Origin of the sequence: Collinsella sp. LCP19S3_D3, assembly GCF_052121455.1 — a bacterium.
In the GTDB taxonomy this organism is placed as follows: Bacteria; Actinomycetota; Coriobacteriia; order Coriobacteriales; family Coriobacteriaceae; genus Collinsella.
Genome location: NZ_JBQKEF010000001.1, coordinates 85,087 through 104,390, shown reverse-complemented (window position 1 = coordinate 104,390; position 19,304 = coordinate 85,087). Strand labels below are relative to the sequence as shown.

The 19,304-nt window shown below is 60.7% G+C and carries 17 protein-coding genes; 5 read left to right on the top strand and 12 right to left on the bottom strand.

The annotated features are described in order from the left end of the window. Positions 1-189: 189 nt before the first annotated feature. Both ACTQXM_RS00510 and ACTQXM_RS00505 read right to left on the bottom strand, forming a co-directional pair. Positions 190-1,353 carry a pyridoxal phosphate-dependent aminotransferase gene (locus tag ACTQXM_RS00510; RefSeq protein ID WP_154517336.1) on the bottom strand — a complete coding sequence of 388 codons (1,164 nt, stop codon included), beginning with the start codon at positions 1,351-1,353 and terminating at the stop codon, positions 190-192. A 118-nt stretch (positions 1,354-1,471) separates the two neighbouring features. Continuing rightward, positions 1,472-3,451, bottom strand: coding sequence for an NAD(+) synthase (locus ACTQXM_RS00505; protein ID WP_441536815.1), 1,980 nt, complete (start codon positions 3,449-3,451; stop codon positions 1,472-1,474). A gap of 203 nt (positions 3,452-3,654) precedes the next feature. Here ACTQXM_RS00505 and ACTQXM_RS00500 point away from each other — a divergent pair, with 203 nt between their 5' ends. Beyond that, positions 3,655-4,617: a hypothetical protein gene (locus tag ACTQXM_RS00500; protein WP_441536813.1), complete on the top strand. Its 963-nt coding sequence runs from the start codon at positions 3,655-3,657 to the stop codon at positions 4,615-4,617. A gap of 138 nt (positions 4,618-4,755) precedes the next feature. Next, positions 4,756-6,063 (top strand): hypothetical protein, encoded by a 1,308-nt coding sequence (locus ACTQXM_RS00495; RefSeq protein ID WP_441536811.1) that lies wholly within the window; start codon positions 4,756-4,758, stop codon positions 6,061-6,063. A gap of 59 nt (positions 6,064-6,122) precedes the next feature. Here ACTQXM_RS00495 and ettA read toward each other — a convergent pair whose 3' ends face one another. The 3 genes from ettA to ACTQXM_RS00480 all read right to left on the bottom strand — a co-directional run bounded on the left by ettA (position 6,123) and on the right by ACTQXM_RS00480 (position 8,959). Next, positions 6,123-7,802 carry an energy-dependent translational throttle protein EttA gene (ettA, locus tag ACTQXM_RS00490; protein ID WP_441536809.1) on the bottom strand — a complete coding sequence of 560 codons (1,680 nt, stop codon included), beginning with the start codon at positions 7,800-7,802 and terminating at the stop codon, positions 6,123-6,125. A gap of 184 nt (positions 7,803-7,986) precedes the next feature. After that, on the bottom strand, positions 7,987-8,688 hold the full coding sequence (locus ACTQXM_RS00485; protein WP_441536807.1) for an SdpI family protein: 702 nt from the start codon (positions 8,686-8,688) through the stop codon (positions 7,987-7,989). Further along, a complete protein-coding gene (locus ACTQXM_RS00480; RefSeq protein WP_154517353.1) occupies positions 8,681-8,959 on the bottom strand; it encodes an autorepressor SdpR family transcription factor in 279 nt (92 codons plus the stop codon). The genes ACTQXM_RS00485 and ACTQXM_RS00480 overlap by 8 nt, the downstream gene beginning before the upstream one ends. Before the next feature lie 299 nt (positions 8,960-9,258). Between ACTQXM_RS00480 and ACTQXM_RS00475 the strand changes: the two genes are divergently transcribed. Continuing rightward, entirely contained in the window at positions 9,259-10,056 is a 798-nt protein-coding gene (locus ACTQXM_RS00475; RefSeq protein WP_441536805.1) for a tRNA threonylcarbamoyladenosine dehydratase, read from the top strand. A gap of 14 nt (positions 10,057-10,070) precedes the next feature. Continuing rightward, positions 10,071-10,853, top strand: coding sequence for a TatD family hydrolase (locus tag ACTQXM_RS00470; protein WP_441536803.1), 783 nt, complete (start codon positions 10,071-10,073; stop codon positions 10,851-10,853). 60 nt (positions 10,854-10,913) lie between these two features. Here the strand turns inward: ACTQXM_RS00470 and ACTQXM_RS00465 are convergent, their stop codons facing one another. Further along, positions 10,914-11,573 carry an HAD family hydrolase gene (locus ACTQXM_RS00465; protein WP_370450635.1) on the bottom strand — a complete coding sequence of 220 codons (660 nt, stop codon included), beginning with the start codon at positions 11,571-11,573 and terminating at the stop codon, positions 10,914-10,916. A gap of 64 nt (positions 11,574-11,637) precedes the next feature. Continuing rightward, entirely contained in the window at positions 11,638-12,480 is an 843-nt protein-coding gene (locus tag ACTQXM_RS00460; RefSeq protein ID WP_441536801.1) for a Cof-type HAD-IIB family hydrolase, read from the bottom strand. 369 nt (positions 12,481-12,849) lie between these two features. Here ACTQXM_RS00460 and ACTQXM_RS00455 point away from each other — a divergent pair, with 369 nt between their 5' ends. Then, a complete protein-coding gene (locus ACTQXM_RS00455; protein WP_441536799.1) occupies positions 12,850-13,002 on the top strand; it encodes a hypothetical protein in 153 nt (50 codons plus the stop codon). A 101-nt stretch (positions 13,003-13,103) separates the two neighbouring features. On the opposite strand, the gene pgi is transcribed toward ACTQXM_RS00455, so the two are convergent. From pgi to ACTQXM_RS00430, 5 genes are all read right to left on the bottom strand, one after another. Then, positions 13,104-14,798, bottom strand: a complete 1,695-nt coding sequence (gene pgi / locus ACTQXM_RS00450) for a glucose-6-phosphate isomerase (RefSeq protein WP_441536797.1) — start codon at positions 14,796-14,798, stop codon at positions 13,104-13,106. 199 nt (positions 14,799-14,997) lie between these two features. After that, on the bottom strand, positions 14,998-16,182 hold the full coding sequence (locus ACTQXM_RS00445; protein ID WP_441536795.1) for an iron-containing alcohol dehydrogenase: 1,185 nt from the start codon (positions 16,180-16,182) through the stop codon (positions 14,998-15,000). Further along, positions 16,182-17,333 (bottom strand): NAD(P)/FAD-dependent oxidoreductase, encoded by a 1,152-nt coding sequence (locus tag ACTQXM_RS00440; RefSeq protein WP_441536793.1) that lies wholly within the window; start codon positions 17,331-17,333, stop codon positions 16,182-16,184. Before ACTQXM_RS00440 ends, ACTQXM_RS00445 begins: the two co-directional genes overlap by 1 nt. 2 nt (positions 17,334-17,335) lie before the next feature. Beyond that, entirely contained in the window at positions 17,336-17,704 is a 369-nt protein-coding gene (locus ACTQXM_RS00435; protein WP_441536791.1) for a (2Fe-2S)-binding protein, read from the bottom strand. Beyond that, on the bottom strand, positions 17,697-19,304 hold the full coding sequence (locus tag ACTQXM_RS00430) for an FAD-dependent oxidoreductase (RefSeq protein WP_441536789.1): 1,608 nt from the start codon (positions 19,302-19,304) through the stop codon (positions 17,697-17,699). The genes ACTQXM_RS00435 and ACTQXM_RS00430 overlap by 8 nt, the downstream gene beginning before the upstream one ends.

Sequence of the window (19,304 nt, the reverse complement as noted above, 5' to 3'; positions counted from 1 at the left end):
TCTCTCTCCACAAACAAGCCGCCCGGGAACGACCCGAGCGGCTTGCCGTAATCCCAATACATCCAATCGGGACTTTGATTATGCTCCTATACGCAGCCAAAAATCGACCGTTTACCGAAATTGTTTGCAGGATTCGTAAAATAACTGCACGAAATCGGTTTCGAGCTATTGACGAGCCCAAATAGTCTTCTAATACAGGCCCGCCTCGCGGATGGCCTCGACAGCCAAAGCGATCTGATCGGGCGGCAGGACCAGCGCCATGCGCACGTGCCCCTCGCCCGAAGGGCCAAAGCTCGCGCCCGGCGTCACCACAACGCCGGCCTTCTCCATAAGCTCCTCGCAAAACGCCATGGAATCGGTGCGGCCACCGGGAAGCTTGGCCCACACAAACATAGAGCCATGCGCGTTGGGACGCTCCCAGCCCAGGTCCTCAAGACCGTCGCACAGGGCATCGCGGCGCTCCTGGTACTTCAGACGTTGCGCCTCGACCTCATCGCGCGGACCATTGAGGCAGGCGATGGCGGCCTTCTGAATCGGGAAGAACATGCCAAAGTCGATCTGGCTGCGCAGCTTGGCAAAGGCAGAGACCACATCCTCACGGCCGACCAAAAAGCCGATGCGCGCACCGGTGACGTTAAACGACTTGGAAAGCGAGAAGAATTCCACGCCCACCTCGAGCGCGCCGGGATACTGCAAGAAGCTGCCGCCGGGCTCGCCGTCAAACACGATGTCGGAGTACGCGTTGTCATGGACGATCAGCAGGTCGTGCTCGCGGGCGAAGGCGATAATCTCCTCGTAGACCTCGGGCGTGCCCACCGAGCCCACCGGGTTGGCGGGCAACGACACGATCATGTACTTGGCACGATCGGCCACCTCGGGATCGATGCCCGCCACATAGGGCAGGTAATTGTGCTCCGCCACCAGCGGATAGTACTCGAGCTTGGCATCGGCGATCTTCGCGCCCGCCTCAAAGACCGGATAGCACGGATCGGGAACCAGAATGGTGTCACCCGGATCGAGCAGGGCCAGGCCCAAATGACCCACGCCCTCCTGCGTGCCGTTGCACGACTGCACCATGGACGGCGTAATGCCCGAAACGCCAAAGCGACGCTCATAGTAATCGCACACGGCCTGCTTAAGCTCGGGCAGGTCGCGCAGGGAATACTTCCACATCTCGGGATTTTGGGCGGCCTGCGTGAGCGCCTCGACCACGTGGTCGTACGGCTTAAAGTCGGGCGTGCCCACGCTCATGTTGTAAATGGTCTTGCCCTGAGCCTTCAGCGCAAGAAGTTTGTTGTTGAGCGAGGCGAAGACCTCCGCGCCAAAGCGGTCGAGACGCTGCGATGCCTGCATGGTGCCACCTTTCGATATAAAAAATACGGCGCTCCGACAAGAGCGCCGCGCGATACGGGCCATCAGATTGCAAAAGTGTAACGCTTGCAACCCCCGTATTGGTTCAATTTAGCCAACCTTAGTCAATTGGATTGAGCGCGTCGATCCGCGCAAGCCACAGACGCGAGCTGGCGTCACTCGGCATACGCCAATCGCCGCGCGGGCTGAGCGTCACCGAGCCCACCTTGGGACCATCGGGCAGACAGCTGCGCTTAAACTGCTGGGCAAAGAAGCGACGATAGAACGTACGCAACCACGTGTGGACGGTCTTGGCGTCATAGACACCCTCAAAGCTCTTGAGCGCCATACGGTAGATCTTGCCCGGCTCAAAGCCAAAACGCAGCAGGTAATAGAGGAAGTAATCGTGCAGCTCGTACGGGCCCACCAAATCCTCGGTCTTCTGAGCAATCTCACCGTCGCCCGTCGGCGGAAGAAGCTCGGGGGACACCGGCGTATCGAGGATATCGAGCAAGACCTCGGCAATACGCCCGCCAAAGACATCAGCGGCATAACGTACCAGATGGCGCACAAGCGTCTTGGGCACGCTCGCGTTGACGGCGTACATGCTCATGTGGTCGCCGTTATAGGTAGCCCAGCCAAGCGCCAGCTCCGACAGGTCGCCCGTGCCGATGACAAAACCGCCAGCCTGGTTAGCCAGATCCATCAGAATCTGCGTACGCTCGCGGGCCTGGCTGTTCTCGTAGGTCACGTCCTGAACTGCCGGGTCGTGCTCAATGTCCTTGAAGTGCTGCTCCACGGCCGTGTGGATCGAAACCTCGCGGAAGCTCACACCCAGGTCGCGAGCGAGCGACTCGGCATTCGACTTGGTGCGATGTGTCGTGCCAAAGCCGGGCATGGAAACCGCCGTGATACCCGTGCGCGGCAGCCCCAATGCATCGAAGGCACGCACGGTCACAAGCAGTGCCAGCGTAGAGTCCAGGCCGCCCGAAAGACCGATGACTGCAGCCTTGGTACCCGTATGGGCAAGGCGAGTCTTGAGGCCGGCAGTCTGCAGATTGAGTATCGTCTCGCAGCGCCCGGACAGGTCACCATGGTCGGCCGGCACAAAGGGCGCGCGGGGGAAAACACGGTCGATGTCGAGCGCATCACGCAGGACAGGTTCTTCGGCCAGCACGCCCTCAAACGAAAACTCAACAATCGTGGCCTCCGGCGCATCATCCGCGCGCGTCCACGTGGTCGAGCGACGGCGCTCGGCAACCAAGCGGTCGAGGTCAACGTCGGCCACCGCCATATCGCAGGTGAGGAGCTTCGTGGCGGCGAGCTTCGAGCCGTTTTCGTAGACGAGGTTCTCCCCTGCAAAGACCATGTCGGTCGTGGACTCGCCCTCGCTCGCGTCTGCATAGGCATAGGCGCAGTACAGGCGCGCGCTTTGGTTAGAGATAAGGCTGCGGCGATAGTCTGCTTTACCGATAATCTCGTCCGAGGCCGACGGATTGAGGATCACCGTCGCACCGGCAAGCGCCATCTCGGTCGAAGGGGGCGCCGGCACCCACAGATCCTCGCAGACCTCAATACCGAGTACCAAATCCTCGGCGCCCTCATCACAGCAGCGGTAGACAAGCCCCGAACCCAGCGGAACCGGACCCTGACCGGCAAACTCAACCCACACGGGATCGGCGGGCGCCGGAGCAAACCAACGGCGCTCATAGAACTCGCCATAGTTGGGCAGATACTTCTTGGCCGTGAGGCCCAAAAGCTCGCCCGCGCAGCACACGGCGGCACAGTTGTAGATATTCTCGGCCACCTCAACGGGAAGACCGATGGTAAAGACAATCGGCAGCTCGCGGGTTTCATCGAGAATATGTGCCAGTGCAGTCTCGCAGGTATGCAGTAATGTGCGGTTATGGAACAGATCAGCCGCGGTATAGCCGCACAGATTAAGCTCGGGCAGCACCAGAGCACGGACACCGCGCTCGACCGCCTCGCGAACAGCCGCCAGCGCAACCTCGGCATTGCCCTCGACATCGGCCACGCGAATCCGCGGCGAGGCCGCCGCCACACGCAAAAAGCCATCAGACTGAGAAAGGTGAAGATTCATAAGAATGCTCCCGTGCGTAGACGCCATTCACAACAATTAGCAAGCCCTATTGTAGTTCAACCGCCGGGTGTAACCGCATCCCACCAATTTGGTGAGCTATTGATGAGTTGATGGTATCTGTTAAATGTCACGTACGATTCACATCTGGTGGGTACCCTGATGGCTACACGAAACGAAGCAGATTTACACCGGGAGGGCCCCGTATGACAACCAAGTACACCGACGCGCCGCGCACGCGCGTCATGACACCGGCCGCGCTCAACAACGGCGTTCACGAAAACCATTCCATCGGACAGACCATGGCCATCGCGCCCAAAAAGGGCCTGTTCGACGACATTTCCATTCCCCAAATCATCGCCGGCGCCGCAGCTGCCGCCACGAGCGTCGCACTTGCTTCCAAGATCGGCATCGCCGGATCGGTGATCGGTGCCGCCGTGAGCTCGGTCATCACCGTTGTGTCCTCGCAGGTCTACCGCCACTTTATCTCTGCCAGCGCCGAAGCCCTCAAAGGTACGCACGCCGCCGTCGACTACCCTGCCGGCGCCTATGAGCCCGTTGACCTTAATGCCGAGGAGCACCTAGGCGGCGCCGCGATTACACAGGAGATGCGCCAGGTTGCGGGGCGCGCGACCACGGCGCGCGTCGCCCCCAACAGTCTGCGTGCCAAGGCGGCGGCAGAGCGCAGCCAGACGCAAAAGAAGGTCATCGTCTTCTCGATCGCCATCGCCATCGTCGCGGTCATCGCCTGCGCTGGCGCCATCCTTATCACCACCGCCGGTGAGGGTCTGGGCGAGCGCCCCGAGCCAATCCTATCGTCGCGCACGACCGAGCACGACACGGATAGCACTGGTCAATCGCAAAGCCAGCAGGACGACTCGCAGGGCGACTCCGCATCCACCGATTCGTCCTCGAACGCCCCCGATCAGTCGCAGGGCGCCGATTCCTCTGTAAACAACAGCGGCACGCAATCCGGCACGACTGACTCAAGCCAAACGACCGACGGCTCTCAACCGAGCACGAGCGACCAGGCAAACGGCAATACATCGGGCACAAGCTCCACCGACAACAGCAACACCAATAGCTCGAACAGTTCGAACAGTTCGAGCGGATCCGCGTCCGGCACCCCATCTGACAGCTCGAGCCAAGGCACGGCATCGGGCAACTAAGCACGTTTGCCTCTCATAGATAACCGACCTGCATAACGGGCGCGAACCGGCAACGGTCGCGCCCGTTTGCCTTGGGCGACGAGATGGCAAGCCCCATGCGATGGTAAGATGCTTTGGTGTGTATAGAGGAGATTTGCCATGAGCAAGACAATAGTTAAGCCCGCACTATCGCTGGGCAACCACATCTATCTGTATCGCCTGCTGCGCGACGCGATTGGGTGCGGCAAGCAAACGTTTATGACGCAGGTCGAGGAGGCGCTCGCCGCTGGTGACATGGCCGCTTATGACCTGGGCTTCGAGTCCACGCGCGAGCTGCTCGAGGAGCTCGACGACTGCATTAAGCTGACCGTCTTTAAGGGCGGCCGTCTGTATGCCACCGTCATCGCCAACGAAGCCTGGGATGCCGCCCTTGCCAAGGGCGAGGACAAGCCCAAGGCTGCCAAGGGAGCCAAGCAGTCCTACAAGAAGAAAAAGCGCGGCGAGAAGGACCTGAAGGCCGTGCGCCCCAAGCACGTTAAACGTCCCGAGCCCGAAGCCATGGTTGAAGCCGTGCCGGAACCCGAGCCCGAGGCGGAGATCGAAGTCGCTATTGAGGTAACAGCAGGAGCCGAAACCGAAATCGCCGCCACGACCGATCCCGAGGTCATATCAGAGCAGGAAGCCACTGCGGAGCTCGACGAGGCTCCCAAGTCGACAACCGAAGAAGCCGCCAACCAACCCGAGACGCCTGCGTTCCAAAACAGCGATGTCTTTGGCGACGAGCCCGAGGACGATCAGTCCGACGAGCCCGACGATCAAGACGCTACCGAGTCGACGCCAGAGCCCGAGACGCCGCAGCCCGCCATCTCGCTCACGGTCGTCTATGACCCCGAGAACGCAAACGCCGGCATCACCACCATGGCCTCCACGCCAGCCGAGGCAAAGTCGAGCGTCGAGAACGAGAACTCGACGCAGGTTGAGGTTGAAACCGCAGCCGCAGACGCGCCTGTCACCGTGGAGCCCGCAGATTCTACGATCAAGCCGGAAGCGACGCCAAAGCCCGCACACGTCATCGAGTCCGTGCCCGCCGCTGCTTGCGACCAAATTCCCGCACCGGCACCGGCTTCGGTACCCGCGGTGGCCCCAACCCCCGCGCCCGCAGCACCGACCATCCCCGAGGACTTCCCTATCGATTTCGCAACCGAGGTCTTCTGCCCCGGCCCATTGCTACACCAGCTGTCGACCTATCTCCCCTATGGCGCCGACACGCTCGGCATCGTCGGCGAGTACTACTGGATCGCCCGCGAGTGCGGTACCATTGAGGTCTCGCGAAACCGCGCAAGCTTCCCCCTGCGCTACACGCAGGCCGGCGAGCGCCACGAAGTCACCGTGCGCATCCGCCGCAACACCACCGGCGGCCTCGGCGCCACCTGGACTATCGATAAAGTCGAGCCTTCTACCAAGTAAAAAAGGGACGATAACCCTCAAGGTTATCGTCCCTTTCTCGTTAGGTCACCTGAGCTCGACTAATCACGCGTCAGCTTGCGGTGAATACGATGCGGCTGGGCTGCGTCCTCGCCCAGGCGCTCGATACGGTTGGCCTGATAGGCCTCGAAGTTGCCCTCGAACCAATACCAGTTGCCCGGATTCTCGTCGGTGCCCTCCCACGCCAGAATGTGCGTGGCGACGCGGTCCAGGAACATACGGTCGTGGCTAATGACCACCGAGCAGCCCGGGAACTCGAGCAGCGCCGCCTCGAGCGAGGACAGCGTCTCGACGTCGAGATCGTTCGTGGGCTCGTCGAGGAGCAGCAGGTTGCCGCCCTGCTTGAGCGTAAGCGCCAAGTTCAGACGGTTGCGCTCGCCACCGGAAAGTACGCCAGCGCGCTTCTGCTGGTCCTGGCCCTTAAAGCCAAAGCTCGCCACGTACGCGCGGCTGGGAACCTCGGTCTCGCCGACCATCATGTGGTCCAGGCCGTCCGAGACGACCTCCCACAGGTTCTTATCGGGGTCGATGCCGGAGCGGTTCTGATCGACATAGGAGATCTTGACGGTCTCGCCCACCTCGAGCTCGCCCGAAGTCAGCGGCTCCAGGTCCACGATGGTCTTGAACAGCGTGGTCTTGCCCACACCGTTGGGGCCGATGACGCCCACGATGCCGTTGCGCGGCAGGGTGAACGATAGGTCGTCGATGAGCACGCGACCGTCGAACTCCTTGTGCAGGTGATGGGCCTCGAGCACCTTGTTGCCCAAACGCGGGCCCACAGGGATGCGGATGTCGGTCCAGTCGAGCTTCTGGCTTGCGCGGGCCTCGGCCTCCATCTCCTCATAGCGAGCCAGACGGGCCTTGTTCTTGGCCTGACGGGCCTTGGGGCTGGAGCGTACCCACTCGAGCTCGGCCTCCATGCGCTTAGCGAGCTTGGCGTCGCGGTTACCCTGAGCCTCGATACGGGCGGCCTTGGTCTCCAGATACGTGGAGTAGTTGCCCTTGTAGGGATAGAGGTGACCGCGGTCGACCTCGCAGATCCACTCGGCAACGTTATCCAGGAAGTAGCGATCGTGTGTGACGGCAAGCACCGCGCCCTGGTAGTTGTGCAGGAAGTGCTCGAGCCACAGAATCGACTCGGCGTCCAGGTGGTTGGTGGGCTCATCGAGCAGCAGCAGGTCGGGAGCTTCGAGCAGCAGCTTGCACAGGGCCACGCGACGGCGCTCGCCGCCGGAAAGCACGTTGACCGGCATGTCGGAATCGGGCAGCTGCAGGGCATCCATAGCCTGGCCGAGTTTGGAATCGATATCCCAGCCATCGGCGGCATCGATTTCGTCCTGGAGCTTGCCCATCTCGGCCATGAGGGCATCCATGTCACAGTCCGGGTCGCACATCTCCTCGCCGATCTTATTGAAGCGATCGACCTTGGCGATCATGTCGCCAAATGCCATGCGCACGTTCTCGATGACGGTCTTGTCGTCGTCGAGCGGCGGCTCCTGCTGCAGGATACCCACGGTGTAGCCGGGGGTAAGTCTGGCATCGCCGTTGGAGACTTCCTCGATGCCGGCCATGATCTTGAGCAGGGTCGACTTACCCATACCGTTAGGGCCCACGACGCCGATCTTGGCACCGGGATAGAAGCTCAGGGTCACGTCGTCAAGGATCACCTTGTCGCCATGAGCCTTGCGAGCCTGATACATCTGGTAGATAAACTCTGCCATTTGCCTGTTTTATCCTTTCTACCTGCTGTTTCCCTATTCTTGTTTCGCTTTAGTGGAAACGAGATGAGAAAACCAGCTCTAAAACGTAACGAAAAAGGGGCACGGTTACCCATACCCCCTAATACTACCTGGGAAAAGTCCCCCGGAACATACTATGAACTGCGTACGCTAGTTTTCCGCAACCTTAACGAGCGGCTCGCTGCGATTTGCGCCACAGCAGATACGAGTAGACGTAGACGACTCCGACCGAACCAAACGCCAGAACCGCAATCATCGCGGCGACAACTTCACTCGAAAGCACGCTACCCGCAACGCCCATCACAATCAGACCAACACCCAGCACCATAAAGCAGGCACCGCCAAAACGCTGCGTACGGCGCCAGTTCTCGGGATCGGCAAGCGCCCAGGGCGTCTTGATACCGAGCGTATAGTTCTGCTTCACACGCGGCAAGTAGTTGCCTACGCCAATGAACAGCAAACCGACAGCACCGGAAATCAGCGCGTTGACCGAACCGACCGCCGGCACCACGCCCCAGACCGTAAGCTCTCCCAGCCAGCTTATGGCGCACATGAACAAGGTGAAGGTGATTACGAAGCCCTGATAGAACTTGCCCGAGGTTCGATATGCCTCGCCTTTGGGATCGATGCGCGGCACCACGCAGAACATTGCGAGAAGCACCAGGGGCAGCACGCCGTGCGCGGAGGCCATCCAGCTGGGACCCCAACCGTCAACGCCGTTCGCGCCCCAGTGCGTGGGAATCTGCGCAGGCAAGCTCGGCATCACCATAAGGTGCGCTACGATATTGGCGACGCACAGGGCGACCAGCGCGATCCACACGCGTGGCGATACCCCCGTGGCGTGAATGCCCTTGTTTTCGTTATTCATCCTTATCACCTTCAGTGTTTGTAAAGCCCATAAACCAACCGATCAAGTCCTGCATGACGGTGGTGTTTAAGCTGTAAACGATGTTTTGGCCATGACGTTCATCGGTCACCAACCCGGCGTTTTTGAGCGTCGCCAAATGATGGCTCAACGACGGCTTGCTGATATCGAAATGCTCGGCAAGCTCCCCAGCCGTGCGGTCGCCCTCGCGTAGTAGTTCCAAAATACGCCGCCGCGTAGGATCGGCCAGCGCTTTAAAACCCTCTCCCGGCATAGGACCTCCTCTCAGTATTTCGTTCGACGCGCACACTATACTCGATATTTAGATGTTTGTCTAACTATCTAATCTTGTACTCAAAAAAAATAGCCGCCCCGCGTAATGCGAAGACGGCCACTTCTCACGCCATAAACGTGTTTCGGAGTTGGCTAACCCGCGGCAACGGTCGCCATCTGCTTCAATCTTATGCGAATCCCGATCCCATCTCAACAAGCTCCAAGGGCTCAAATGGAATCGCAATAATACCTATAATGGCGATAGCTAAAACACGACCGAATCCCCATCGGAGGATATCTATGACCGAAACCGTTGCCGCAGCCGCCATCGAGACACGCGACACCAAGCTCGAGATTATCATGGGCCGCGAGGCACTCGATAAGCTCGCCGATGCTACGGTGCTGGTGCTCGGCTGCGGAGGTGTGGGCTCCAATTGCTGCGAGGCACTCGCCCGCGGCGGCATCGGTCATTTCGTCATTCTGGACAAGGACGTCATCGCGCCCAGCAATATCAACCGTCAGGCCATCGCCTTTCACAGCACCATCGGCAAGCGCAAGGTGGACGTGATGGAAGCCATGATTCGCGATATCAATCCCGCCGCCACCGTTATCAAGCGCACCGAATACCTGTTGAGCGACAACATCGACGAGTTCTTTGCGAGCGTTTTTGAGCAGACGGGCGGCAAGCTCGACTACGTCGTCGACGCCATCGACACCATCTCGGCCAAGCTCACTATTGCCAAATATGCTCAGGACCACGACATTCGTTTGGTTAGCTCCATGGGCGGGGCCAACAAGCTCCATCCCGAGTGCCTCCGCTTTGCCGACATCTTCGATACGGTACGTGACCCCATGAGCCGCATTATGCGCAAAGAATGTAAGAAGCGCGGAATCAAGAGCCTACATGTATTGTTTAGCTGCGAGGAATCGGTTAAGACACAGCCCCGCGACCCTTCCAACATCCACGAGCGTACCGAGCTCGGAACCGCCAGCTTTATGCCGCCCATCATGGGTCAGATGATTGCCGGCGAGGTTATCCGCCAGATCAGTGGGCGCGGCACCGAGCGCGTGCGCGCCGATGGCCAGCGCCTGAACTAGCGGAGTGCGCCGAGATGGAGCCCCGGTTATTTGATGCACACTGCCATCTTGATTTGATGGCTTACCCGAATGCTGTTGCCGACGAAACTGCGGCTATAGGACTGGGGGTCTTTGATTGCGGGGTCGACCCGCGCGACTTCGCGGCAGCAAAAAAGCGGGCCAGCCGTTACCCAAACATTATCGCGGGCGTTGGCCTCCATCCCTGGTGGCTCGCCGACGGCCGCTGCGGTCCTGCCGAAATCAATCTGCTTTGCAAAGTTGCTGCCCAAGAGCGCTATATCGGCGAAGTCGGACTCGACTTTTCCGCGCGCTTTGCCGGAAGCGAACCGCTTCAAATGCAGGCACTTGACCGGCTCTGCGATGCGCTCGTGCAGTGTCCTCTTGCCGGGCGCGTAATATCGATTCACGCCGTTCGTTCGGCAGGAACCGTACTGGACGTCCTCGAATCGCATGGTCTACTCATCCCAAACCCCGACTCCCCCGCTATCATCTTCCACTGGTTTAGCGGTACTTCGGACGAACTCACCCGCGCGCGTAATGTGGGCTGCTATTTTTCTGTCAACGAACGCATGCTCGCGTCTAAACGAGGACGCGAATACGCACGACAGATTCCACTCGATCGTTTACTACTCGAGACCGATGCACCAGCGGAGGCAAACACAGAAACAAGCGCGCAGTCGCTCATCAAATCGCTCACAAGGACCTCGATGCGCATCGCCTCGCTCAAAAATTGTGACGCAAAGCGTATCGAATCGGCAGTTTTAACAAATGCACACTCTATTTTTGGCCTTCGCTAACCCCTCTGGGCAAAAAGACGACAACGATACCATTATGACGGTAGACGTGCCGTCCAAGTCCTACGCAAGCTCCAGCAGCTCCGGCAGCTGGTCGATAATCTTGTCCGCGGCATCTTGGCTAAAGCCGAAGCGTTCCTCGCGCTTGGCAATGACCGTCAGGCCGGCTCGCTTGCCGGCAGTGATACCAGGCACCGAATCCTCAACGCAGCAGCAGCGATTCGCGGGAAGTCCCAGCAGGTCCAGCGCATGCAGGTAGATGTCGGGCTCGGGCTTGCTCTCCTTAAACTGCTCGCCGCTCACCACATACTCAAAGGCATCCGACAGCCCGCACGCATTGAGCACTTCCTCGATGCTATCCATGGGAGACGAGCTGGCAAGCGCCACGCGAACGCCGCGGCGCGGCAGCTCTCGAATCGTATCCACGGCGCCTGGGTTAATCAAAGCCTGATAGTCGCGCGGACGCTTATGCGCCCACTCGTCCCAACGGGCCAACGCTTCCTCGCCAGTGAAATGCCCCTTACCGGCGCGCTCAAACCAATCGACCAGCATATGCAGGAAGAACTGATGTGAGGTACCGATCTGCCCGTTCAACTCCTCTTGAGTCAGGTTAAGCCCAAGCTCCTTGGCAAACGCGGCAGTCTCGCTCAGGTAGTAATACTCGGTATCGACAATGACGCCGTCCATGTCAAAGATAACGGCGTCGAACGGAAATGCGGACACGGCACCCTCCCTAACAAAAGGGCGCCTGTAAGCAGGCGCCCGAACCATGCATTAATCGGCGATTCTAACCCAGCAGCTTATCCAGCGCCACCGCAATGCCGTCTTCGTTGTTATTGGCAGTCACCATCTGGGCCACGGCCTTAACCTCGTCAACCGCGTTGCCCATGGCAACACCGGTGCCGGCCCACTCAATCATGGACTTGTCGTTCTGGCCGTCGCCAAACGAGACGACCTCGCTGGCATCGATGCCGAGCTTGGGCAGGGCACCCTCGAGCGCGCGGGCCTTGTCGATACCGGGAGCCGTAAACTCAAAGTACCAGTCGGCCGTAAACATACCCGAAAGCTTCTGAGTAAAGGGCGCATACATCTCCTCGTGATGCGCTTGCAGATAGGCCGGGTCGCCCGCAGTGAGCAGCTTGTCCACGGGATAAGTGTCCACGACCTCATGCAGGCTCTCCACCTCGCGAATCTTAAGATCGCACGCGTCGCGCTCATACTTGACGATATTCTTCTGCGAGCCATCCGGCAGCGTAATCATGCAGCGGTACGAGTCCTCGACGTGCAGATCGCGACCAAGCGAAATCATAGGGATCACGTCAAAATTACGCAGATGATCAATCAGGCGATGCAATTCATCGGCAGGCATAGCCTGATCGAACAGCACCTCGTCGGTCTGGGCATCGACGACGTGAGCGCCATTAAAGGCCACCAGCAGACCGTCATGGTTATGAAGGTCGAGCTCCTGAGCCAAGGCGTGCAGCCCCCATGCGGGACGGCCCGAAGCCAAAATGAGCTTAATGCCCGACTCCTGCGCCGCGAGCAGCTTCTCGCGCGTACGCGGGCTGATGACCTTTTGGTCGTTGGTGAGCGTACCGTCGATATCCATTGCGATGGCTTTGATTGCCATATAAGCCTCCCTGTCATTGAACAACCTTGCCAGAGTCATCATACAGAACACCTACTGCGGCTCTGTCTGCAACGGGTAAAAAGTCATATTGTCCCGAACATGAACAGCGTGTAGCCGTGGGGCGCAATCGCTCCGTCCCATACACCGAGCATCTTTTATCGACAACTAAATAGCGGTCCAAGGCGCTCGGAGCATTCATGTGCATCGGTTATTCCGCCTGAACACCCGAATTCATCCACCGCACAATAAACGACCTTCGAGTATATCGGCCCTATAGCACCCAACCCAGCACATCGAGCACAGCAAGCACATCGTCAACGACATCCAGCACATCACCAACAGGCAAGCACATCACAGATTGGAAACGCTATGAACGCTACCCGTCCCCAGACCGCAGACACCGTCCTCAAGGCACGCATCGGCCACGCTCCCCAACAGGTCGAACGCTTTGGGCTCGAGGACCACCCGCTCTACGCAGAGCTCCCCGAAGCCCAAAGCGTCCAGGTCGAATTCGACCGCTAGCGACGTTGCGCAGCCCGTCATTTCTGGTCGCAAACAGTAAAGGGGCCCGCATCCCAACAGATACGGGCCCCTTCGGCCATGACCTATCTCAGCAACAAAGACTACTTGCGGTGAGCGCGGTAGAACTCGATGAGTGCCTGGGTCGAAGCGTCCTGCTCGGCCTTGGCGGCGTCGTCGTGGAAGGCCGGGGTAATCTGCTTGGCAAGCTGCTTGCCCAGCTCGACGCCCCACTGGTCGTAGGAGTCGATGCCCCAGACCGTGCCCTCGACAAACGTGATGTGCTCGTACAGGGCGATGAGCTCGCCGAGTGAGAACGGGGTCAACGTATCGCCGAAGATCGAGGTCGTCGGACGGTTGCCCTCAAAGCAGCGGGCCGGGACGATCTGCTCGGGCGTGCCCTCGGCGCGCACCTCATCGGCCGTCTTGCCAAAGGCGAGCGCCTTGGTCTGGGCCAGGAAGTTGCCCAGGAACAGCTCGTGAACATCCTGGCCGCTGTCGGTTGCGGGGTTGGCAGTGTTGGCGAAGGCGATGAAATCGGCCGGGACCACCACGGTGCCCTGGTGCAGCAGCTGGTAGAAGGCGTGCTGACCGTTGGTGCCGGGCTCGCCCCAGAAGATCTCACCGGTGTCGGAGGTCACGGCGCTGCCGTCCCAGCGGACGTGCTTGCCGTTGGACTCCATGGTGAGCTGCTGCAGATAGGCCGGGAAGCGGTGCAGGTACTGGCAGTACGGCAGCACGGCGTGGCTCTTGGAACCGAAGAAGTTGACGTACCAGACGTTGAGCAGGCCCATCAGCGCGACGGCGTTGTTCTCGAGCGGGGTATTGCAGAAGTACTCGTCGATGGCGTGGAAACCCTCGAGGAACTGCTGGAAGCGCTCGGGACCGAGCACGACGATCAGCGACAGACCCACGGCGGAGTCGACGGAATAGCGGCCGCCGACCCAGTTCCAGAAACCGAAGGCGTTAGCGGGGTCGATGCCGAAGGCCTCGACCTTGTCGAGTGCGGTGGAAACGGCAACGAAGTGCTTGGCCACGGCCTCGGCGTTCTGCTCATCGGAGCCGTCGATGGCACCCTGAGCCTTGAGCTGCTCGAGCATCCAGGTCTTGACCTCGCGAGCGTTGGTGAGGGTCTCGAGCGTGGTAAAGGTCTTGGAGACGATAATCACGAGCGTGGTCTCGGGATCCAGGCCCTTGAGCTTCTCGGCCTGGTCGTTGGGGTCGATGTTGGAGATATAGCGGCAGTCGATACCGGCGTCGGCATAGGGGCGCAGAGCCTCGTAAGCCATGACCGGGCCCAGGTCGGAGCCGCCGATGCCGATGGACACCAGATGCTCGATCTTCTTGCCGGTAACGCCCTTCCACTCACCGGAGCGCACGCGCTCGGCAAAGGCGTACATGCGGTCGAGGACCTCGTGCACGTCGGCGACGACGTCCTGGCCGTCGACGATGAGCTGGCCCTTCTCGGTTGCCGGGCGGCGCAGCGCGGTGTGCAGGACGGCACGGTCCTCGGTGGTGTTGATGTGCTCGCCGGAGAACATGGCGTCGCGGCGCTCCTCGAGCTTCACCTCGCGGGCAAGATCGCACAGCAGCTTGACGGTCTCATCGGTCACCAGGTTCTTGGACAGGTCGAAGTGCAGGTCACCGGCGTCAAAGCTCAGCTTGTTCACGCGCTCTGCATCGGCAGCGAACCAGGCCTTGAGGTCGATACCTTCGGCCTCGAGCTTCTCCTGATGAGCCTCGAGCGCCTTCCAAGCGGCGGTCGACGTAGCGTCGATAGGTGCGGCAACAGTTGCCATAAAGTCCTCCTCAACATACGGGCGCAAACCTCCATGCGCCCGGATAATCAGATGCCCCTATTCTAGCGCAGGTCAAGACCGTAATCAGCGAGCGTTGCCAATCCGCCCCCAAACGGCGACCGACCAAAAAGGGACAGGTTTATTTTGGCAGGTCAAACGCTTTACCTACCAAAATAAACCTGTCCCTTCCTGGCAGGTATTAGGCGAGCATCATGCTGAAGATACGGGCGACGGCATGCTCATCGAGCGGGAGATAGCCTCCCACGGTACCGGCGCGACCGCCGGCAAAGCACGTCTCGTGAGCCAGCAAGGGGATATCCTCGAGCTTGCCGCCCACCTCCTCGAGCGTCGTCGGCATACCGAGCAAGGCAAAGAATGAACGCTGGGCTTCGACACCGGCACGGGCAGCAGCCATATCGTCCGCCTCGTCAACACCCCAAACGCGACGTGCCAGTTGAGCCAAGCGCGGCACCGCGGCCACCTCGACATCCAGGTAATACGTGAGCACCGCTGGGATCACCACGGCAAGCCCCGCGCCGTGCGCCACGCCATAGCGCGACGACAGGGCATACTCGATATCGTGGCTCGCCCAGTCATGCCGACGGTCAACGCCGGCAATACCGCAGTGCGCCATCGTGGCGGCCCACATAAGGTTGGCACGCGCATCGTAGTCCCTCGGGTCATCCACAACAGGCTCCGCTTCGTCAATGATCGCGAGCATCAGACCCTCGATCATGCGGTCGGACACGCCAACATCACTGCTCCTGCTCACATAGCGCTCCAACAGATGCGAGTACATATCGGTAATGCCGCACGCCGTCTGATACGCCGGCAGAGTCTCGGTCAACTCGGGATTCAGGATGCTAAACGTCGGCAGCAGCACCGACGAGGACGTCTCGCGCTTGAGCATCGAGCCATCCTGCGTGATCACCGAATCGGGCGAGGCCTCGGAGCCAGAGGCTGCAATCGTGAGCACGCAGCCCACCGGCAATGCCCGATCGGGCGTGCGGTCGCCGCCGTAGAAGTCCCACACGTCACCCGAATAGCGCGCGCCGGCGGCAATGGCCTTCGCGGTATCGATAACGCTGCCGCCGCCAAGCGCGAGAATAAAGTCCACGCGCTCATCACGTACAAGCGATATACCCTCGTAGACCGTACTCAGCAACGGGTTGGGCTTGACGCCCTTGAGCTCCACATGATCGAGCAGCGCTCGGTCGAGCGAATCAAGCACACGCGACAGCAGGCCAGATCGCTCCACCGAGCCGCCTCCGAACAGCACGAGCGCCTTGGTGCCGCCGTAGTGCGCCACGAGCCGTCCTGCCTCCCGCTCGCAACCGCGCCCAAACACAAAGTGCGTGGGCAGGCGATACGAAAAATCTTCCATCACAACCACGCCTTAAAGCGGTCGTAGCGAAAGGCCGAGACGTCGAGCGTCGTGGGCTCATCACACACTAGCTCGGAAAGCAGCAGACCCACGATGGGCGAGATGCCAAATCCGTGTCCGGTAAAGGCGCAGGCGATGGTCAGGCCCGGAACCTCATCGATCTTCGAGATCACCGGCACGCCATCGGCGCTCTCGTCCTCCCAGCCGGCCCACGTACGCACAATCTTGGCTTCGGCCAGGCGCGGAATGTAGCCCATGATGGCGCGGCACTCAGCCGACGCCGTAATGCTCGAGGTGGGACGGCCGCCAAACGCGCCGTTCGACTCCTCAAGACCCGAGCTGCCACCAAAGACAAACGACCCGTGCGCCGTCTGGTGGCCATAAAAGTCACCCGTGGCAACGCCGAGCATCTGCGGGAACATCGTAGGCTCAGCCTCGGTAACCAAGCACTCGATGAGCGATCCCGTCATGGGGATATCGATGCCCACGCTCTCGGCGATACCGCGGCTGCCTAGACCCGCTGCCAGCAGCACGTCGTTAGCCGTAAAGGTGCCGATGTTGCACTCGACGCTGGAGATGCGACCACGCACCTTGCGCAGGCGCTTGACCTCGACACCCGTCACAAAACGCACGCCGAGCGCCTTTGCCGCGCGATAATACGCGAGCGTGGTGCGCATGGGATTAGCATGTCCGTCCGTAGGGCACCACGAGGCGCCAATCACCTGATCGGACAGGTACGGGTTGATCTCACGGACTTCGTCCGGACCGATCATCTTCATGTCGAGCCCCAGGCCCTGCGACATACTCGCCAGTTTACGGAGCGTCTGCAGGTGTTCCTCGGTCTTGCCCAGGCGCAGATTACCGCGCTTGACGTACTCGACATCGGCGCCCAACTCGTCGGACAGCGTGGGCCAGATGTTCTCGACGGCATACATGGCCAGCGGCAGCTCGCGCGCATCTCGGCCGCTCTGGCGAACGCCACCGCCGTTGCGCGAGCTTGCGCCTTCGCCCACATTGGGCTCACGGTCAAGCACCGTGACGCTACGGCCCTTCTTGGCCAGGTTGTACGCCGCCGCGCATCCAATCACGCCGGCACCGATAATGACGACGTCGCAGGCGGCATCGGTGATATCTGCATAAGTTCGCGCCATGGCTACGCCCTCCCCTCTTCGCCGTTGCCGAGCACGCTCATCTCGATCGGGCGCATGGGCGCTCGCGAGGTTTCGGGTTCCAGCAGCGCCACGGCCGGCGTGCCGGCAAGCTCCGTGGCCATAATGCGACGCACGAGCTTGGTGCAGCTCTGCCCCTGGCACAGCCCCATGCCCTGACGCAGGTAGCGACGAATCTCGGTCATGGTGTACATGCCGTCATGAATGGCACGACGGATATCGCCCTTCGTCACCTCTTCGCAACGGCAGACGAGCACGCCGTCATCGGGCGCAGGCACATACGGGCCCAGGTCAATCGCCGCACGGTCGAGCGGCTCGCCCGGCTCCTTGTAAAAGTTCACGGCCTCACTCATGGCAGGCCACCTCCTCGGTATCCTCGACGGGCTTGAACATGCGCGCTGTCATGGCAAACTCCTTGGGCACGCTCATGGTCACGAGCGCCGTCTTGTCGAACGCCTTGACGCTGCGCACGCGCACCACTTGGGCATCGCACACCGGCTCGCCCGAGCGACTCAAAGCGCGGCCGCAATCGCCCACCTGAGGCAACGGATAGAACTCGTAGGGCAAGGTGACCGTCGCGGTACCGTCGCCGCAATCCTCGTTGACCAAAAAGATCGACTGACCAGGGCAGCTCGCCACGCACATGCCGCAGTCAATGCAATGGGAATCCTCGATCACGATTGGCAGCGACGTAATGTGCTCGCCAATGGAGATGCAGCCCTTTTTGCAGGCATCTTGGCATGGGTTGCAGGGAATGTTCTGCGTGCACTCGATCACGGGGTGAACGCCCGCGTCGTGGGTCACACCGGGGTAGTTATCGAGCTCGTCGTCGGAAAGATAGCCATGGCGCAGCAGATGCTGCGAGACCGGGCACCCTTCCTCGGTAACCTCGATCTTTTTGCCGCGGTTCTTGGGCGCAAACATGCCCTGACGCAAGGTGTCGAGCGAGGCCTCGAGCTTATCCTCGGACTCGTCCGCATCCGCCGCATCGGTGTAACCCAGGTATTCGGCAATCGCCACACCCGAGATACGGCCCTCGATCATGGCGGAGCTTGCCTCCTCGATGCCCGCGACATCACCCGACACGTACACGCCGGGCACGCTCGTCGCGCCCCTCTCGTCACACACCGGCACATAGCCGCCGCGCTTGGGATCATCGACCATGTCACAGCCCGCCATCGAGAGCAGCTGGCTCATGGGAGAAAGACCGACGGCAACGCAGATTGTGTCCACATCAAAATGTTTCTCGGTTCCGGGCACAACTTGCCAATGCGCATCGACCTCGCCAATCGTGACGCCGGTCACGCGATCTTCGCCCTCGGCGGCCACCACGGTGTGCGACAGATAAAACGGTACGCCGCAGCGGGCGACCTTGGCCGCATGCACGCCGTATCCGCCCACTCGCGGTGCCGCATCAACCAGCGCGACCACGTCGCAGCCCGCCTGCAGCAGCTGGAACGAGACGACCAGGCCAACGTTGCCCGAGCCGACCATAAGCACACGGTCGCCCGGCTTCACGCCATGCAGGTTCATCATAGTCTGCGCGGCGCCGGCACCAATCACGCCGGGCAGCGTCCAGCCGGGAAAGTTGAGCGTGTTTTCGGCCGCACCCGTTGCGACCAGGACAGCGTCGCCCTTCACATGGCGCACGACATCCCCAACACGCACCACGACCTCGCGGCCCTCGTACAGGCCGATCACCGTTGCATCGAGCACCACGGTGACGCCCGCCGTATCCGCCTCGGCAAGCAGCTCATCGCCAATGCGAAAACCGCGAACCTTGGCGCGATGCTCCTTGGAACCAAAGAACTTGTGAATCTGCTTGAACAGCTGACCGCCAGGGCGAGCGTTCTCGTCAAACACGACGACGTCGAGCCCGCGCTTGGCAGCCTCGATGGCAGCGGAAAGACCGCTGGGGCCGGCGCCGACCACAACCAGATCATGGCGTTCCAT

What these genes read in the sequence shown, in the direction of transcription:
- ACTQXM_RS00435 (WP_441536791.1), bottom strand. Translation starts at nt 17,704, where the DNA reads ATGAGTGAGGCCGTGAACTTTTACAAGGAGCCGGGCGAGCCGCTCGAC.
- ACTQXM_RS00460 (WP_441536801.1), bottom strand. Translation starts at nt 12,480, where the DNA reads ATGGCAATCAAAGCCATCGCAATGGATATCGACGGTACGCTCACCAAC.
- ACTQXM_RS00495 (WP_441536811.1), top strand. Translation starts at nt 4,756, where the DNA reads ATGAGCAAGACAATAGTTAAGCCCGCACTATCGCTGGGCAACCACATC.
- ACTQXM_RS00440 (WP_441536793.1), bottom strand. Translation starts at nt 17,333, where the DNA reads ATGGCGCGAACTTATGCAGATATCACCGATGCCGCCTGCGACGTCGTC.
- ACTQXM_RS00505 (WP_441536815.1), bottom strand. Translation starts at nt 3,451, where the DNA reads ATGAATCTTCACCTTTCTCAGTCTGATGGCTTTTTGCGTGTGGCGGCG.
- ACTQXM_RS00455 (WP_441536799.1), top strand. Translation starts at nt 12,850, where the DNA reads ATGAACGCTACCCGTCCCCAGACCGCAGACACCGTCCTCAAGGCACGC.
- ACTQXM_RS00500 (WP_441536813.1), top strand. Translation starts at nt 3,655, where the DNA reads ATGACAACCAAGTACACCGACGCGCCGCGCACGCGCGTCATGACACCG.
- ACTQXM_RS00480 (WP_154517353.1), bottom strand. Translation starts at nt 8,959, where the DNA reads ATGCCGGGAGAGGGTTTTAAAGCGCTGGCCGATCCTACGCGGCGGCGT.
- ACTQXM_RS00510 (WP_154517336.1), bottom strand. Translation starts at nt 1,353, where the DNA reads ATGCAGGCATCGCAGCGTCTCGACCGCTTTGGCGCGGAGGTCTTCGCC.
- ACTQXM_RS00445 (WP_441536795.1), bottom strand. Translation starts at nt 16,182, where the DNA reads ATGGAAGATTTTTCGTATCGCCTGCCCACGCACTTTGTGTTTGGGCGC.
- ACTQXM_RS00470 (WP_441536803.1), top strand. Translation starts at nt 10,071, where the DNA reads ATGGAGCCCCGGTTATTTGATGCACACTGCCATCTTGATTTGATGGCT.
- pgi (WP_441536797.1), bottom strand. Translation starts at nt 14,798, where the DNA reads ATGGCAACTGTTGCCGCACCTATCGACGCTACGTCGACCGCCGCTTGG.
- ACTQXM_RS00485 (WP_441536807.1), bottom strand. Translation starts at nt 8,688, where the DNA reads ATGAATAACGAAAACAAGGGCATTCACGCCACGGGGGTATCGCCACGC.
- ACTQXM_RS00430 (WP_441536789.1), bottom strand. Translation starts at nt 19,304, where the DNA reads ATGGAACGCCATGATCTGGTTGTGGTCGGCGCCGGCCCCAGCGGTCTT.
- ACTQXM_RS00475 (WP_441536805.1), top strand. Translation starts at nt 9,259, where the DNA reads ATGACCGAAACCGTTGCCGCAGCCGCCATCGAGACACGCGACACCAAG.
- ettA (WP_441536809.1), bottom strand. Translation starts at nt 7,802, where the DNA reads ATGGCAGAGTTTATCTACCAGATGTATCAGGCTCGCAAGGCTCATGGC.